This is a genomic window from Umezawaea endophytica, from assembly GCF_025061645.1.
Classification (GTDB): domain Bacteria; phylum Actinomycetota; class Actinomycetes; order Mycobacteriales; family Pseudonocardiaceae; genus Umezawaea; species Umezawaea endophytica.
The window spans coordinates 89513-105765 of record NZ_JANYMP010000026.1 but is presented as its reverse complement, the minus strand read 5'-3'; the positions used below and the strand labels follow the sequence as shown (position 1 = coordinate 105765).

The 16253-nt window shown below is 71.5% G+C and carries 16 protein-coding genes; 5 read left to right on the top strand and 11 right to left on the bottom strand.

Translation table 11 applies throughout. From position 1 onward, the window contains the following. Positions 1–117: 117 nt before the first annotated feature. Entirely contained in the window at positions 118–1326 is a 1209-nt protein-coding gene (locus NZH93_RS38680; protein WP_372506976.1) for an alpha/beta hydrolase family protein, read from the top strand. On the opposite strand, the gene NZH93_RS38675 is transcribed toward NZH93_RS38680, so the two are convergent. From NZH93_RS38675 to NZH93_RS38635, 9 genes are all read right to left on the bottom strand, one after another. Continuing rightward, positions 1323–3182 (bottom strand): GAF domain-containing protein, encoded by a 1860-nt coding sequence (locus NZH93_RS38675; RefSeq protein ID WP_259628271.1) that lies wholly within the window; start codon positions 3180–3182, stop codon positions 1323–1325. The two genes, NZH93_RS38680 and NZH93_RS38675, sit on opposite strands and share 4 nt — an antisense overlap. A 4-nt stretch (positions 3183–3186) precedes the next feature. Then, complete coding sequence (locus NZH93_RS38670) at positions 3187–4521, bottom strand: MFS transporter (protein WP_259628270.1); 1335 nt, start codon at positions 4519–4521, stop codon at positions 3187–3189. Between the two features lie 37 nt (positions 4522–4558). Beyond that, the gene (locus NZH93_RS38665) at positions 4559–5329 is read right to left on the bottom strand and encodes a 3-hydroxybutyrate dehydrogenase (protein WP_259628269.1); all 771 of its coding nucleotides are present in this window, start codon (positions 5327–5329) and stop codon (positions 4559–4561) included. A 337-nt stretch (positions 5330–5666) separates the two neighbouring features. After that, positions 5667–6680, bottom strand: a complete 1014-nt coding sequence (locus NZH93_RS38660; RefSeq protein WP_259628268.1) for an LCP family protein — start codon at positions 6678–6680, stop codon at positions 5667–5669. Positions 6681–6764: 84 nt separating this feature from the next. Further along, positions 6765–7154, bottom strand: a complete 390-nt coding sequence (locus NZH93_RS38655) for a DUF3037 domain-containing protein (protein WP_259628267.1) — start codon at positions 7152–7154, stop codon at positions 6765–6767. Continuing rightward, on the bottom strand, positions 7138–7932 hold the full coding sequence (locus NZH93_RS38650) for a HipA family kinase (protein WP_259628266.1): 795 nt from the start codon (positions 7930–7932) through the stop codon (positions 7138–7140). Before NZH93_RS38650 ends, NZH93_RS38655 begins: the two co-directional genes overlap by 17 nt. Before the next feature lie 59 nt (positions 7933–7991). Continuing rightward, positions 7992–8735, bottom strand: a complete 744-nt coding sequence (locus NZH93_RS38645) for an SGNH/GDSL hydrolase family protein (RefSeq protein ID WP_259628265.1) — start codon at positions 8733–8735, stop codon at positions 7992–7994. A 42-nt stretch (positions 8736–8777) separates the two neighbouring features. After that, a complete protein-coding gene (locus tag NZH93_RS38640) occupies positions 8778–9923 on the bottom strand; it encodes a lactonase family protein (RefSeq protein ID WP_259628264.1) in 1146 nt (381 codons plus the stop codon). Positions 9924–10007: 84 nt separating this feature from the next. After that, positions 10008–10877, bottom strand: a complete 870-nt coding sequence (locus NZH93_RS38635) for a PPK2 family polyphosphate kinase (RefSeq protein ID WP_259628263.1) — start codon at positions 10875–10877, stop codon at positions 10008–10010. A 141-nt stretch (positions 10878–11018) separates the two neighbouring features. Between NZH93_RS38635 and rocD the strand changes: the two genes are divergently transcribed. Both rocD and NZH93_RS38625 read left to right on the top strand, forming a co-directional pair. After that, a complete protein-coding gene (gene rocD / locus NZH93_RS38630; RefSeq protein ID WP_259628262.1) occupies positions 11019–12254 on the top strand; it encodes an ornithine--oxo-acid transaminase in 1236 nt (411 codons plus the stop codon). Between the two features lie 77 nt (positions 12255–12331). Then, positions 12332–13714 (top strand): DUF2252 domain-containing protein, encoded by a 1383-nt coding sequence (locus tag NZH93_RS38625; RefSeq protein WP_259628261.1) that lies wholly within the window; start codon positions 12332–12334, stop codon positions 13712–13714. On the opposite strand, the gene NZH93_RS38620 is transcribed toward NZH93_RS38625, so the two are convergent. Beyond that, complete coding sequence (locus NZH93_RS38620) at positions 13698–14345, bottom strand: ceramidase domain-containing protein (RefSeq protein WP_259628260.1); 648 nt, start codon at positions 14343–14345, stop codon at positions 13698–13700. The two genes, NZH93_RS38625 and NZH93_RS38620, sit on opposite strands and share 17 nt — an antisense overlap. 42 nt (positions 14346–14387) lie before the next feature. Here NZH93_RS38620 and NZH93_RS38615 point away from each other — a divergent pair, with 42 nt between their 5' ends. Further along, on the top strand, positions 14388–15143 hold the full coding sequence (locus NZH93_RS38615) for a histidine phosphatase family protein (RefSeq protein ID WP_259628259.1): 756 nt from the start codon (positions 14388–14390) through the stop codon (positions 15141–15143). A 3-nt stretch (positions 15144–15146) separates the two neighbouring features. Here NZH93_RS38615 and NZH93_RS38610 read toward each other — a convergent pair whose 3' ends face one another. Continuing rightward, positions 15147–15755: a TetR/AcrR family transcriptional regulator gene (locus NZH93_RS38610; protein ID WP_259628258.1), complete on the bottom strand. Its 609-nt coding sequence runs from the start codon at positions 15753–15755 to the stop codon at positions 15147–15149. Between the two features lie 70 nt (positions 15756–15825). Between NZH93_RS38610 and NZH93_RS38605 the strand changes: the two genes are divergently transcribed. Further along, on the top strand, positions 15826–16233 hold the full coding sequence (locus NZH93_RS38605) for a RidA family protein (RefSeq protein WP_259628257.1): 408 nt from the start codon (positions 15826–15828) through the stop codon (positions 16231–16233). The last annotated feature ends 20 nt before the right edge of the window (positions 16234–16253 follow it).

Below are 16253 nucleotides of genomic sequence, written 5' to 3'. Positions count from 1 at the left end.
GGTAGGAAGCGCCCGACCGCGGCGCGATGGAAGGGACAGCCACATCGCGCGGCGCGCGTGTGGTGGCCGGAACCATTACCCGCCAACGGTCCTCGCCCTACCGTCGGGTGCGTGAACATCGTCGTTCCGCTCGTCGCAGCCCTGTTCCTCGTCAACATCACCCCAGCCCAGGCCGAGCAGGCCGGTCGGTGCGGGCCGGTGCGGGTGCCCGGTGCCGAACACCAGGAGGTCCGCCGTGCCGTCGACCTGACCACGGCGGGCGGGGTGACCGATCCGGCGGACTGGGCCGGGTTGACGCCCGCCGGACTGCCCGCGCCGACCGCCGTGCCCGGCACGCAGGTCGACGGGTACTTCCCGGACGACTCGACGTCCAACACCAACCACGGCTGGAACCACGACTCGCAGTTCGTGATCCGGTTGCCCGCGCGGTGGAACGGCGGGCTGGTGGTCTCCGGCTCGCCGGGGGTCCGCGAGCAGTACGCGAACGACCGCGCGATCAGCGACTGGGTGCTCCAGCGCGGGTACGCGTTCGCCGCGACCGACAAGGGCAACACCGGGGTCGGGTTCTACGCCGGTGGGGACGCGATCGTGGAGTGGAACCAGCGCGTGACCCAGTTGACCCGCGCGGCGAAGGCGTTGGTGCGGGAGCACTACTGCCGTCCGGCGAGTCGCACTATCGCGACCGGGCTGTCGAACGGCGGCTACCTGGTGCGGTGGCAACTGGAGAACCACCCCGAGCTGTACGACGGCGGGGTCGACTGGGAGGGCGTGCTGTGGCGGGAGGACGGGCCGAACCTGCTGACGTTCCTGCCGCCCGCGCTGCGCGGTGAGCCGGTGTTCCCGGCCGCGTCGGAGTTCCTGTGGCCGTTCTACCGCCAGCACTACTGGGAGCTGACCCAGCGCATCTACCGGGAGGCGCTGGACCCCGACTACGAGGGTGCGGAAGCGGACTACGACTACGCGAGCAGGCCCGCGGCGCGGCGGGCGGTGCGGGAGATCGCGTTGACCGGTCGGATCGGCAAGCCACTGCTGACGCTGCACGGCACGCTGGACGGGCTGCTGCCGATCGACCAGGACTCCGACGTGTACGCCGAGATGGTGCGGAAGGCGGGGCGGGACAGGCTGTTCCGCTACTACCGGGTCGAGGGCGGCACGCACGTCGACTCGCTGTACGACGCCTTCCCCGACCGGCTCCGACCGCTGACCCCCTGCCACCGCACGGCTTTCGCCGCGCTGGAGCGCTGGCTCGGCGGCGAACGGCCACCCGCCTCGGCCACGGTCGACCGACCGGACACCGTCTCCCCCACCGAGTGCTCGCTGGGCTAGCCGACGAGCAGCAGGAGGCGCAGCGCCAACTGGATCTCCAGCACCCGCTCCGGCGACTGCCAGTCCTCGCCGAGCAGCGTGGCGACGCGGTCCAGCCGCTGCACCACGGTGTTGACGTGCACGTGCAGCTCGTCCTTGGCTCGGCTGAGGTTCGCGCCGCAGGAGAAGTAGACGGCGAGGGTCCGCACGAGTTCCGTGCCGCGCGCGGCGTCGTAGTCCAGCAGCGGTCCCAACGTCGTGCGCACGTACCCGGCCACGTCCGCGCGCTCGCCCAGCAGCACGCCGACGAACCCGAGGTCGGCGGGTGTCCCGCCCTGGCCGCGCCGGTCCAGCACGAGCAGCGCGGACAGGCACCGGGCGGCTTCGGCGTGCGCCGTGACGACCTGTTCCGGGCCCTCCGCCGGGCCGCCCGCGCCGACGGTCACCGGCACGCCCACGGCCTTGCCGAGCACCCGCGCGGTGTCCGTGGCGGCGGGCCCGGCGGCCGTGCCCGGCAGCAGCAGCACGACGTGCTCGCCGTGCACGCCCGCGAGCCCGCGCCCGGTCGACGCGAGGTGCGCCGCGGCGGCGAGGAGTCGATCGCGGGGGCCGCCGTCGGCGACCAGGACGACGTGCGGCACGCCCAGTTCGACGCCGACCCGCCTGGCCCGCGCGGCCAACCCGGCCGGGTCGCGGTCCGGCGCGGTCAGCAGGTCGGTGATCAGCTCGCCGCGCACCTTGTTCTCCGCCTCGGCCACGCTGCGGCGCAACAGCAGGAGCAACGCCGTCACGACGCTCGCGCGTTCGAACAGCCGCCGGTCGGCGTCCTCCAGGTCGGGCCTGCCGGTCAACGTGATGCTGCCCAGCAGCTCCCGACCGGCCAGCACCGCGCACACCCACGTGCCGTCCTGCGCCACCGCCCGCCCGGTCGCGCGGGAGGCGTTCACCGCCGACCGGGGCGGGGTCTTCTTCGTGACGCCGATCCGGGCCAGTTCACCCAGGTCGCCGTCGTGCACGGCGATGGCGCCGCCGAGCACCTTCGCCACGGCCGCCGCCACCTCGGGCAGGTCCGCGCCGCGCAGCACGAGGTCCGCGAGCCGGTCGTGCGCCTCCTCGGCGCGGCGCATGTCCTCGCTCTGCGCGCGGATGACCTCGTTGGCCTCGTTGCGCTCCCGCAGCGCGACCCGCGTCTCCTCCAGCAGGTGCGCGGTGTCCAGCGCGATGGCCGCGTGGTCCGCGAGCGACGACAGCAGCGCCACCTCGTCGGGCGGGAAGCGCCGCGGTGACCGGTTCGCCGCGTACAGGACGCCGATCACCCGGCTGCCCAGCGTCAGCGGCACGCCGAGGATCGCGACCAGGCCCTCGTCCTCCACGGCGGTGTCGATCGGCCTGGTGTGGTTGAAGCGCAGGTCGGCGAAGTAGTCGGCGGTGGCGTACGGCCTGGCCGTCTGGGCGACCAGACCGCCGAGCCCCTCCCCCATGCCGAGCCGGACCTCCTGGAACAGCGCGGAGACCGATCCGTCCGTGACGCGCATGTACGTGCCGTGCGCGGCGGGTTCGTTCATGCTCAGGTACGCCACGTCCGTGCCCAGCAGCAGCCGGGCCCTCCGGACGATCGACCGCAGCACCGCGTCCGGGTCGCGGGCGCCCGCGAGGTCGCTGGCGGTGTCGAACAGCGCCTCCAGCTCGGCCTCGCGGCGGCGGTGCTCGGTCAGCGTGCGCCGGATCTCCAACGCCCACTCCGCGGCCCGCTCGACCCGGTCGAGGTCGGCGCCGCTCGCCCCCGCGGCCCGCGCCGCGGGGAGCACCTGCGCGAGCCGCTCGCTGCCCGCGTCCTGGGCGAGCAGTTCGAGCAGGTGCTCCACCGGGTCGGTCATGGCGTCATGCTGACACTTCCGCGGCCTCATCGGTGTTCTTCTCCAGCGACACGCCCCTGGTTTCCTTCGCGACGACCACGGCGACGACGCTGAGCAGGCAGGCGAACCCGACGTAGAGGGCGACCGGGACGGTGCTGCCGTACGACTTGAGCAGGGCCGTGGCGATCAGCGGCGCGAGCGCACCGGCCACGATGGACGCGAGCTGGTAGCCGACCGATGCGCCCGAGTAGCGGACCCTGGTGCCGAACAGCTCGGAGAAGAACGCGGCCTGCGGGCCGTACATGGCGCCGTGCAGCAGCAGGCCGACGGACGTGGCGAGCACGATGGCGCCGAACGACTTCGTGTCCAGCAGGGTGAAGAACAGGAAGATCCACACGCCGACGCCGACCGCGCCGAACAGGTACACCGCGCGGCGGCCGACGCGGTCGGACAGGGCTCCCCACAGCGGGATCGAGATGAAGTGGATCACCGAGGCGATCAGGACGGCGTTGAGGCCGTACGACTTGGACAGTCCCAACGGGCCGGTGAGGTAGACGAGGATGAACGCGGTGATGACGTAGTACGAGACGTTCTCGCCCATCCTGGCGCCCATCGCGATCAGCACCTCGCGCCAGTGCAGGCGCAGCAGCGTGACGATCGGCGCCTTCTCCGCGACCGGCGACTTCCGCAGTTCCGCCTTCCGCTGCGCCTCCAGGAACACCGGCGACTCGCTGACGGTCAACCTGATCCACAGGCCGATCACGACCAGCAGGCCGGACAGCAGGAACGGCACCCGCCAGCCCCACGCCAGGAACGCCTCGTCGGTCTGCACGGCCGCCAGCACGGCGAGCACCGCCGTGGCGAGCAGGTTGCCGAGCGGAACCCCGGCCTGCGGCCAGGAAGCCCAGAAGCCACGCCGTTTCGCGTCGCCGTGCTCGGACACGATCAGCACCGCGCCGCCCCACTCGCCGCCGAGCGCGAAGCCCTGCACCAGGCGCAGCAGCGTCAGCAGCAGCGGTGCCGCGACGCCGATGGTGGCGTAGGTGGGCAGCAGGCCCATCGCGAACGTGGCCCCGCCCATGAGGACGAGCGCGAACACCAGCAGCTTCTTGCGGCCGATCTTGTCGCCGAAGTGCCCGAACACCACACCGCCCAGCGGCCTGGCCAGGAACCCGATGGCGTAGGTGGTGAACGCCAGCAGCGTGCCGGTCAGCGGGTCCACGCTGGGGAAGAACAGCTTGTTGAACACCAGAGCGGCGGCGGAGCCGTAGAGAAAGAAGTCATACCACTCGATAGTCGTTCCGATCAGACTTGCGGCCACCACCTTGATGATGGGTTTCCTCGGTGCTGCGGTAGTCATGGGGTCACCACTTCGTCGGGGCGGACTTGCGGGGCGTCTACTGGGCGGTCCAGCCGCCGTCGATCGTGAACGTGGAGCCGGTCACGTGCCCGGAGTGCTTGCCGCACAACCAGAGCACGGTCGCCGCGACGTCCTCGGGCTCGATGAGCCGCTTGATGGCGGTGCGCTGGAGCATCACCTCGGCGAGCACGCGGTCCTCCGGGACGCCGTGCGCGCGGGCCTGTTCGGCGACCTGCCCCTCCACCAGCGGTGTGCGCACGTAGCCGGGGCTCACGCAGTTGCTCGTCACGCCGTGCTCGGCGCCCTCCAGCGCGGCGACCTTGCTCAGCCCCTCCAGGCCGTGCTTCGCGGCGACGTAGGCGGCCTTGAACGCGCTGGCGCGCAGGCCGTGGACGCTGGTGAGGTTGACGACCCGGCCCCAGCCGTGCGAGCGCATGTGCGGCAGGCAGTGCCGCATCAGCAGGAACGGGGCGGTGAGCATGACCCGTTGGATCAGCTCGAACCGCTCCGGCGGGAACTCGTGGATCGGCGCCACGTGCTGGAGCCCGGCGTTGTTGACCAGGATGTCGACCTCGCGGGGCAGGTCGCGGGTCGGGTCGGCGGAGGAGAGGTCGACCACGTGCTCCGTACCGCCGGTCTCGGCGGCCACCGCGCGCACCGCGTCGGCGTCCCGGTCGACCAGGTGGACCTTCGCCCCGGCCTCGCTCAGCGCCACGGCGCAGGCGCGGCCGATGCCGCCTCCCGCCCCCGTGACGAGTGCCGTGCGGCCCGCGAGGTCGTCGCCGCTGTGACGGAGCCCACTGTTCATGCCGTCGACGCTAGCGAGGGGCCTCCGGGTCGGCACATGTGTGACCAGCACATAACGCCGTATTGCTTCATGTGTTTAGCCGACAGTTAGCGATGTGACCATCGGCTTACCCAATACCTGGTGATATCAGGGCTCATCCATGAGTACAGTTCGTTGATCCGTTCGGGGGACCACGACGTACTTGGGGGTAACTCAATGTCATTAACGCCGATCTACGACGACCTCATGCGCGAGCTCGACGGCATCATGGCGGCCAGCAAGGCGAAGAGTCCGGCCGAGAACGACGAAAAGGCCGCCGAGCAGGAGCTCGACGGCCCGATCGCCAGTTGATCGACTACTAGCCGGGCTGCTGCAACAGGTCCGCGGGGACCGGTTCGTCCTTCTCCAGCGCGCCGAACAGGCGCAGGGCGTTCTCCCGGTCCCACTGCACGACCGACCCGACGCCGTCGAGCGTCGGCGTGCCGCCGACGGGCACGGTCGCCGTGTCCACGCCGCCGCCCATCCCGAACGCGAGCCCGCCGAGGTTGAACAGGCTGTCGTCGTCGTTCACCGAGATGGAATCGGTGCTCGCGAACAGCAGCGGGAACGCGCGGAACGGGTTCAGCAGCGTGGCCGGGCTCGTCGCCCGGTCCGACAGCGCGGACAGGAACTTGCGCTGGTTCTGCACCCGCTGGAGGTCGGCCGTGGCGAAGGCCCGCGTGCGCACGAACCCGAGCGCCTGCGTGCCGTCCAGCTCCTGGCAGCCGGGCTTGAGGTCCAGGCCCGCCAACGGGTCCTGCATCGGCTCCTCGATGCACATGTCGACGCCGCCGACGGCGTCCACGATGCCCGCGAACCCGCCGAAGCCGATCTCCATGTAGTGGTCGAGGTGGATCCCGGTCACGCCTTCGACGGTCTGCGCCAGCAGCGGCGCGCCACCGAGCGCGAACGCGGCGTTGATCTTGTTCTTCCCCTCGCCCGGGATGTCCACATAGGAGTCGCGCGGCAGGCTCACCAGCGTCGACTTCCCGGAACCCGCCGGGATGTGCAGGAGCATGATGGTGTCGGTCCGCTTGCCGCCCGCGTCACCGGTCGACAGCGCGTCCTTCTGCTCCTGGGTGAGGTCGTCGCGGGCGTCCGAGCCGACCAGCAACCAGTTGGTGCCGGGTGTGTCGGCGGGCCGCCCCTCGTAGTCCGGCAGCGCGTTGGAACGCCGCAACGACGAGTCGACGTAGAAGTACAACCCGACCAGGACCAGCAACAGCACGAAGACGATGGCCAGGAACACCCGGCCCTTCTTCACCTTGCGCCGCTGCGGCATCGGCCTGCGCGCGGGCGGTTGCTGGTACCCCTGCTGGTATCCAGCGCTCATGTTCGCCAACCCCGATCTGGATGGATGCTCCGGTCAACCGCTCTTGCCCCTAAGAGACGCGGCGCGAGCGGAGAGGTTGCCACCCTAGTCACCCAGTGGCATCACGAGCGCGGCGAGCAGCCGGTTCACCTCGGCGTCGGGGTCGGTGGTGAACCCCGTGTGCGTGGGCGAGGTCTGGATCACCGTGCTCCGCGGCGCGGTCAGCCACCGGAACCGCTGGCCGCGGGTCGTCCCCGACACCGGACCGGCGTCGGCGGCCCCGTCGCACGACGACCCGAGGTGCCGCAGGGCGGCCTCCAGCAGCTCGACGTCGACGCCGGGGTCCAGCGCCCGCACCCGAGCGACGTCCACGAACGTCCTGGCGCACAGGAAGTCCAGGTCGGGGCAGTACAGGAGCACCCCGACGTTGACGAACTCACCGCGCTCGACGCGGGGAACCGCCCGCAGCACGGCGTACTCAAACACGTGCGGCACGAGCCACCTCCAGCACGTCGACCCACGCACGGGGCCCGGCGAGGCGAGCGGCGAAGTACGCCAGGTACGCCTCGCGCACGGCGTCCGCGCCGTCGAACACCTGGTCCTGCGCCAACCACTCGTCCGGGACCAGCGCCAGTACCTCCCGCAGCAGCTCCGGGGTCACCTTCGCGGCCAGGTCGGCGTCGACGTCCGCCAGCGGGCCGGCGAACGGCAGCATCAGGTGGTCGCCTGCGTCGAACCGGTACTCCTTGGCGGGGAAGCGATCCGCGCGCCAGCCGTGGTGGAAGTACAGCGCGGCGCCGTGGTCGATCAGCCACAACTGCCGGTGCCACAGCAGGGTGTTCGGGTTGCGCCAGCTCCGGTCGACGTTCAGCACCAGGCCGTCGAGCCACAGCAGCCGCGTGGCCGTCTCGACGTCGGGCTCGCGCACGACCGGGTTGTAGTCGAAGGAACCGGGCAGGAAGTCCAGGCCGAGGTTGACCCCGCCGCTGGCCCGCAGCAGGTCCTGGATCTCCTCGTCCGGCTCGGACCGCGCCAGTTCGGGGTCGACGTCGACCAGCACGACCTCCGGCACCCGGAAGTCAAGCCGTCGCGCCAGTTCCCCCACCACGATCTCGGCGATGAGCGCCTTGATGCCCTGCCCGGCGCCCCGGAACTTGAGCACGTACATCCCGAGGTCGTCCGCCTCGACCAGCCCCGGCAGGGACCCGCCTTCGCGGAAGGGGGTCACGTAGCGCGTGGCCGACACCTTCCGCAGCCCGTTCGTTGATTCCACGCCCGCATCATGGTCGGAACGACCGGTCCGGTGCCAACCGGTTAACCCGGAGCCGGTGACTACCGGAGTTCCGCCTCCAGCGCCCGCAGGTAGCCGGTCTGCCCGTTCCGGTTCGGGTGGTAGGAGTCGCGGACGGGCAGCGTGATCGAGTGCAGCCACGGGTCCGCCCCGCAGATCCCGTGCCCGGTGAACGCCTCCCGCACGTCCACGAAGGCCACGCCCGCCGCCTGCGCCGCGGCGGCCGTCGTGGCCGCCAGCGAGTCGGCGCCGCTGTTCACCGCCGCGCGCTTCGCCGCGGACGTCCCGCTCACGCAATCCCCGGACTCGAAGAGCCTGGGGTAGCCGAGGAGGACGACCTGCGCGATCGGGGCCCTGGCCCGGACCTCGGCCAGCAGCCGCTCCAGCCGACCGGGCAGCTCGGTGCGGATCACCTCGCCCGCCTGGGCGACGGCGGCCTCGCACCCCTCGTCCGAGCTGAGCGTGCAGGTCGTCATCACCTCGGTGAACCCGATGTCGTTCCCGCCCACGGTGAGGGTCACCAGGGTCGTCGTGGACGACAGCGACGCCACCTGGCCGTCCAGCACGTCCTGCGTGGTCGCGCCGGTGCACGCGACGAACCGGAAGGCGGCGGGCGAGTGCTCGGCGTTCCACAGGCTCGGGTGCGCGGAAGCGCTCCGGCCGCACTCACCCGAGCTCCCGCTCCCGACACCGGCGGCGTAGGAGTCGCCCAGCGCGACGTACTCCGACGCCACCGGCGCGGGAACCATGACCAAGCTCAAGACCAACGCGGCAGCGATACCCATGGTGATAGCGGTACCACTGTGGACAGTCGGCCCGGAAGGCCGTTAACCCAGCCGGGTGGGCACCACGCAGACCGGGATCGGCGACGACAGCGGCACCCCGGAAGCGGTCAACCGGCCGGTGGCCAGGTCGACCCGGAACGACGTCACCGTGTTCGAGTTCTGGTTGGCGGCGAACAGGAATCGCCCGGACGGGTCGAACGTGACGTGCCGCGGGAACTTGCCGCCGGTGGGCACGGCCTCGACGAACCGCAGCCGCGCGCCGCCCTGCTCGACGGCGAACAGCGCCACGCTGTCGTGGCCGCGGTTGGACAGGTAGACGAACCGCCCGTCCGCCGACACGACGACCTCCGCCGGGTAGTTCCGCGGGGTGGCGGGCGCTCCCACGGGCACGGTCCGCAGCGCCTGGCCGGGGGTCAGCACCCCGCGGTCGGCGTCGTAGGAGGCGGCCACGATCGTGGAGTCCAGCTCGTTCGCGATGTAGGCGAACTTGCCGGTCGGGTGGAACGCGAGGTGCCGCGGACCGGCGCCGGGCTTCACCTTCGCGGTGCCGACGAGCGCGAGCTTCCCGGTGGTCGTGTCGAGCCGGTAGCTGTAGACGGAGTCGGTGCCGAGGTCGACGGCCAGCAGGTGCTTGCCCGCGAGGTCCGGGAGCACCTGGTGGGCGTGCGGGCCCTCCTGGCGTTCGCGGTCCGGCCCGGAGCCCTGGTGCGTCACCAGGTCCGTGCGCGCGCCCAGTCCGCCGTCGGCCTTCACCGGGTGGACCGAGACGCTGCCCGACGAGTAGTTCGCGGACAGCAGGTACCGCCCGGACGGGTCCAGCGCCAGGTGGCACGGGTCCGCTCCGCCGGTGCTCTGCGCGTTGATGATCCGCAGCCCGCCGCCCGCGCCGACGGCGATGGCCGTGACGGACCCGCTGCCCTGCTCGTTCACCGCGTAGAGGGTGCGGCCCGACTCGATGACGAACGACGGGTTCGCCACACCGGGGAACACGCCGGTGGCGCGGAGCTGCCCGGTGGTCTGGTCGTAGGAGGCCAGCCCGATCCCGGTGCCCCCGCCCGGCCACGTCGTGTACGTCCCGAGGTACACGCGGGACTCCGCACGTAGTTGCGCCGCAGCGGCCTCACCGGTCACCAGCATCCCCGCCCCAACACCCATGGCTCCGAGGAACCGTCGCCTGTCGATCGTCACGAACACCTCCGTTGATCCCTGGCGGCAGGACCCACAGTGGCCTAGACCACTGCGCCCGGACAAGGGATGCAACGAAGATTGCGCCTAGCGCAACGGATCCGCCTCGGTCAGCTTGGCCAGCTCCACCGCGGGGTCGTACGCGGGCACAGGATACGTGGGCGCGAGGTCGCGCAGGGCGTGCAGCAGCAACTCGGCGACGGCCCAGTTGCGGTACCACTTGCGGTCGGACGGCACGGCGTACCAGGGCGCGGCCCGCGACGAGCACTTGGCCAGCAGGTCGGTGTACGCCTCCTGGTACCGCGACCACTTGGCCCGCACCGCGAGGTCGGACGGGTTGTACTTCCAGAGCTTCTCCGGCGTCTGGAGCCGGGCGACCAGCCGCTCCTTCTGCTTCTCCGGCGAGATGTGCAGGAAGCACTTCACGATCGTCACGCCGGACTCGGCCAGCTCGGCCTCGAAGTCGTTGATCTGCTGGTACCTGGCCTGCCAGGTCGACGGCGGCACCAGCTCGTCCACCCTCGGGACCAGCACGTCCTCGTAGTGCGACCGGTCGAAGAAGCCGATCTGCCCCGGACCGGGCACCTGCCTGCGGATCCGCCAGAGGAAGTCGTGCGACAGCTCCGCGCGGGTGGGCTTCTTGAACGACACCACGCGCAGGCCCTGCGGGTTCATCAGCCCGGCGACGTGGCTGATCGTGCCGCCCTTGCCGGAGGTGTCCATGCCCTGGAGCACGACGAGCACCCGCCGCCGACCACCGCCGACGCCCTCGGCGTAGAGGTTCTCCTGGAGCTGGTCCAGCTCGACGCCGATGGCCTCCATGGCCTTCGCGGCGTCGGCCTTGTTCGTCGGACCGACCGGCGTGGCGGCCGGGTCGATCGCCGCGAGGTCGACCCCGGCCGGGTCCACCTCCAGCACGTCGCGGACGGAGGGGACGTGAGCCGACTTCTTCGCCATCGTCGCAGGGTAGCCAGGCGGTGATCACTCCGCTCGGTACGCAACGGATCTCCGTCGATCACCCCGATTGCGCAAGAAACCTGACACCTGCGCAACGGCTGACGGATGAAATCGCCGCCATCCGCCCCTTAGCCTTGTCCTATGACCGCCATCGCCGCTCCCACCACAGAGGCCCCGACCAGCGGGGCCGACTTCATCGCGCTGGACGAGCACTGGAGCACGCACAACTACCACCCGCTGCCGGTCGTGATCTCCCACGGCGAGGGCGCGTGGGTGACGGACGTGGACGGTCGTCGCTACCTGGACTTCCTGTCCGGCTACTCGTCCCTCAACTTCGGCCACCGCCACCCCGCGCTGATCGCCGCGGCCGTCGAGCAGCTCGGCCGCGTCACGCTGACCAGCCGCGCGTTCCACCACGACCAGTTCGGCCTGTTCTGCCGGGAGCTGGCCGACCTCACCGGCACCGAGATGGTGCTGACGATGAACTCCGGCGCCGAGGCCGTCGAGTCCGCGATCAAGGTGGCCCGCAAGTGGGCCTACCAGGTCAAGGGCGTCCCGGCGGGCACGGCGGAGATCGTCGTCGCGGGCGCGAACTTCCACGGCCGCACGACCACCATCGTGTCGTTCTCCACCGACGAGGTGGCGCGCGCCGACTTCGGCCCGTTCACGCCCGGCTTCTCGGTCGTGGCCTACGGCGACGAGCAGGCGCTGCGGAACGCCATCACGGACCGGACCGCCGCCGTGCTGATCGAGCCCATCCAGGGCGAAGCCGGCATCGTCGTGCCGCCGGACGGCTACCTGGCCGCCGTGCGCCGGATCTGCGACGAGAACGACGTGCTGATGATCGCCGACGAGATCCAGTCCGGTCTCGGCCGGACCGGCGAGCTGCTGGCGCTCGACCACGCGGGCGTGCGCGCCGACCTGTACACGCTGGGCAAGGCGCTCGGCGGCGGGATCATGCCGGTGTCGGCCGTGGTCGGCACCCGGTCGGTGCTGGGCGTCCTCAAGCCAGGCGAGCACGGGTCCACGTTCGGCGGCAACCCGCTGGCCTGCGCCATCGGGCGCGCGGTCGTGAAGCTGCTGGCCACCGGCGAGTACCAGGAGCGCTCGCGCGAACTCGGCGCCTACCTGCACGCCAGGCTCGGCGACCTCGTCGGCCACGGCGTGTCCGAGGTCCGCGGTCGCGGGCTGTGGGCCGGGGTGGAGATCTCGGCGGGCGGGCCGAAGGGCCGGGAGGCGTCCGAGGCGCTGGCCGCCCGCGGCGTGCTGTGCAAGGAGACGCACGACTCGACCCTGCGCGTGGCGCCCCCGCTGGTGATCACGGCGGAGGAGATCGACCTCGGCGTGGACGCCATCGCCGAGATCGTCAAGCGATAGTCACGATGGGCACGCGGGCACCTCACGATGTGTCATACACGTCGTGAGGTGCCCGTTCGCGTTGCATGATGCCGTTCATGGGTGAACGGGTGCGGGCGGAAGCGGCGGCGGCTCTTGGCCGGTGGACGGAGCCGGAGGAGGTGCACGCGGCCGGACGGGCGCTGCGGGACGCCGTCGGGCACCAGGCGCACCGGAAGGCGCTGCTCGCGGTCGACCGGCCGTCCATCCCGGACTACGTGCGGGCGAGCAACGAGGGCAGGCTGGAAACGCTGGTCCCGCTGCGGATCGGGCGGATGGTCGCGTCGCCGTTCTCGTTCTTCCGCGGCAGCGCGGGCCTGATGGCGGGCGACCTCGCGGTAAGCCCGCGCAGCGGCGTCGACGTCCAGTTGTGCGGGGACGCGCACGCGGCGAACTTCGGCCTGTACGGGACGCCCGAGGGCCAGATCGTGATGGACGTCAATGACTTCGACGAGACCCTCCCCGGGCCGTGGGAGTGGGACCTGAAGAGGCTCGTGACCAGCCTCGTGCTGGCGGGCCGCGAGGGCGGCGTGTCGGACAAGGGCTGCCGCGACGCCGTCGAGGACACCGTGCGCGCGTACCGGGGCGCGATGAGGCACATGGCGGAACTGCCGTTCCTGGACTCGTGGAGCGCGCTCGGCGACGAGTCGGTGCTGAACAAGGCGAAGGCGAACGACCTGATCGACGAGTTCAGCAAGGCCGCGTCCAAGGCGCGCAAGAACACCAGCGCGAAGGTCGCCGCGAAGTGGACCCGCAAGCAGGGCGAGCACTGGCGGTTCCTCGAGGACCCGCCGGTGCTGACCAAGGTCACCGAGCGGACCGCGGCCGAGGTCGTCGCCTCCCTGCCGTCCTACGTGGACTCGCTGCGCGAGTCCCGCCGCAACCTGATCATGCGCTACGGGGTGTCCGACGTGGCCTTCCGCGTCGTCGGCACGGGCAGCGTCGGCCTGCGCAACTACCTGGTGCTGCTGCACGGCAACGGCGACGAGGCGCTGATCCTCCAGGTCAAGGAGGCGCGGCCGTCGGCGCTGGAGCCGTTCCTCGACGTGCCGCCGAGCAAGCACCAGGGCAAGCGGATCGTGCACGGCGCGCGGCTGGTGCAGGCCGAGACGGACATCCTGCTCGGCTGGACGACCATCGACGGCCGCGACTACATCGTCCGCCAGTTCCGCAACCGCAAGGGCGAGATCGACGCGACCACGCTCAAGCGGGACGACCTGGACGACTACGGCCGCTTCGCGGGCGCCCTGCTGGCCCGCGCGCACACCCGGTCCGTCGACCCGCGGCTGCTCGCGGGCTACTGCGCGGACGACGGCGAGGAGTTGGACGAGGCGTTCGCGAAGTACGCGTTCGACTACGCCGACCAGACCGAGTCCGACCACGGGAGGCTCGTGGCCGAGGTGCGGGCGGGCAGGCTGCCCGCGTTCATCGAGGAGGACTGACCCGGATCATCGCCTCGCGGGCGACCAGGTAGAGGACGACGGCGTTCAGCAGGTGCCAGAGGTAGTGGGTGCCCGTCGGCCACCCGGTGCACGCGCTGAGGTCGACGGTCCGCAGCGTCAGCGACACCGCGAACACCACGGCCGCGATCCCGAACGCGCGCCAGTGGTGCCGCGTCCCGTCCGGCCCGAAGAACCGCAGCGCCACGGCCAGCCCCACCAGCGCCACCCCGGCCGCCAGGTACGACCCCGACCCGGCCGGGATCAGCAGCGACACCGGGATGAGCAGCACGCCCAGCAGTGCCAGCGCGGGCGCGAACAGCCACGCCCTCGGCCACGGCAGGCCCCAGAACCAGTGCCCGAAGCAGACCACGTAGAAGAACACGAACAGCGCGATGAACAGCACGTCGAACACCCGCGTCAGCTCGGTGGCCGCCGTGTGGAACGAGAGGCTGCCCAACCCGATCAGCGCCAGCAGCGCCACCAGTGCCCGCATGCTCCGGTCCTCCGGCCGGTAGCGGAACCACAGCACCGCAGCGGCCAGCAGGAACGCGAGGTTGCTGAGCGCGTTGAGCGGTTCGCCCCACAGACCGGGGGCCAACCGCTCGCAGTAGGTGTCGACGTACTGGTTCATGGTGTGGGTTTTAGCGCACGAGAAGTGGGTACGTACCACCGCGTGACGCATCTCGGGTGGATCGGTGTGGTCAGGCACGGGGAGAGCACCGGCGACGTCGCCAGGCAGCACGCCGAGGCCACCGGGCTCGACGTCATCGACGTCCCCGAGCGGGACGCGGACGTGCCGCTGTCGCCGCGCGGCGAGGAGCAGGCCCGCGCCGTCGGGCGGTGGCTCGCGGCGGTGCCCGTCGACCAGCGGCCGGACGTGGTCGTGTGCTCGCCCTACCTGCGGACGCTGGGCACGGCGTGGTTCGCCACCCGCGAGCTGGACTACCAGCCGACGCAGGTCGTGGACGAGCGCCTGCGCGACCGCGAACCGGGGGTCCTGGACCTGCTGACCGCGCGCGGGGTGGCCCTGCGGTACCCGGACGAGCTGATCCGCAGGCAACGGCTCGGCGAGTTCTACCACCGGCCGCCGGGCGGCGAGTCGTGGGCCGACGTGGCGCTTCGACTGCGGTCGCTGCTGGGCGACCTGGAACGCGACCACGAGGGCAGGCGGGTGCTGCTGTTCGCCCACGAGGTCACCGCGTACCTGCTGCGGTACCTGCTCGAAGGGGTGCCGGAGCGGGACCTGCTCGCCGTCGCGCGCGCCTCCGTGGTGGCCACCGGGTCGCTGACGTCGTGGGCGCGGGACGACGGGGGCTTCCGGCTGGTGCACGAGTACTCGACGGCGCACCTCCAAGACCCGGTCCCCGGTTCCGACGACACGACGGTCGAGGTCCCGGTGCGGGCGAGCACCACCCGTTCCTGGTCCTGACCGCTACCCGACCCGCCAGCCCCGTTCGACCGAGGCGCGGCACCGGTCCGGCCGGTCCCCCGCGCCGGTGAACAGCGAGGTCAGCAGGACGGGGCCGTGGTCGAGCGCCTGGTCCGGCAGCGGGCCGGTGGCGACCAGGGACACCAGCCCGTGGCCGACGACCCAGCTCTGGGTGGCCAGGTCGAGCGGGACGACGTCGGCGCGGAAGCGCTCGGCCGCCCGACCCCGGACGACGGCCTGGACCATGTGCTCCAGCGTCGCGTCCGCCGCGCCGAGGTCTTCGAGGTCGAAGTCGGCGTCGAACATGACCCGGTACAGGTCGGGGTGGTCCAGCGCGTTGCGGAGGTAGGCGGCCACCAGCGCGGTCAGGTCCAGCACCGGGTCCGCGGACATCTCCACCAGCGCGAACCGGGCCGCGAGCCGGGTGAAGCCCTCCTGCCGCAGTGCCTTCCACATGCCGTCCATGCCCTCGAAGTGGGTGTAGACGGCCATCGTCGACACCCCGGTCCCGGCCACCAGCGAGCGCAGGGTGATGGGCTGGCGGGTGCGGAGCATGTGCGCGGCGCGTTCGAGGAGCAGGGTGCGGACCGCCGGATCCTTCGTCCTGACCATGGGAGAAGATTACATAGCATTGCACTGCTATGTTCAGAGGGTCCCGCCGTTCTCGCCGCAAGGAGTCAGCATGCCCATCACCCTGGTGAACCCCGAGGGTCTGCCGAAGGTCGACCTCTACCGGCAGGTGTCGGTCGCCACCGGGTCGAGGCTGGTGTTCATCGCGGGCCAGGTCTCGCTCGACGCCGACGGTCGCCACGTCGGCGACGGCGACTTCGCCGCGCAGGCCGAGCAGTGCTACCTCAACGTCGGCACCGCGCTGGCCGAGGTCGGCGCCACGTTCGCCGACGTGGTGAAGTTGACCGTCTACGTCGTCGACTGGACGCCGGAGAAGATGCCCCTGTTCGCCGAGGGGGTCGCCAGGGCCGCCGCGAAGCTGGGCGTCACCCCGATCGCGCCGCTCACCGGCATCGGCGTCGCCGCGCTGGCCGAGCCCGGCCTGCTGCTGGAGGTCGAGGCCACCGCGGTCCTCGACTGACCCGCCGTGGGGGGGCCCGC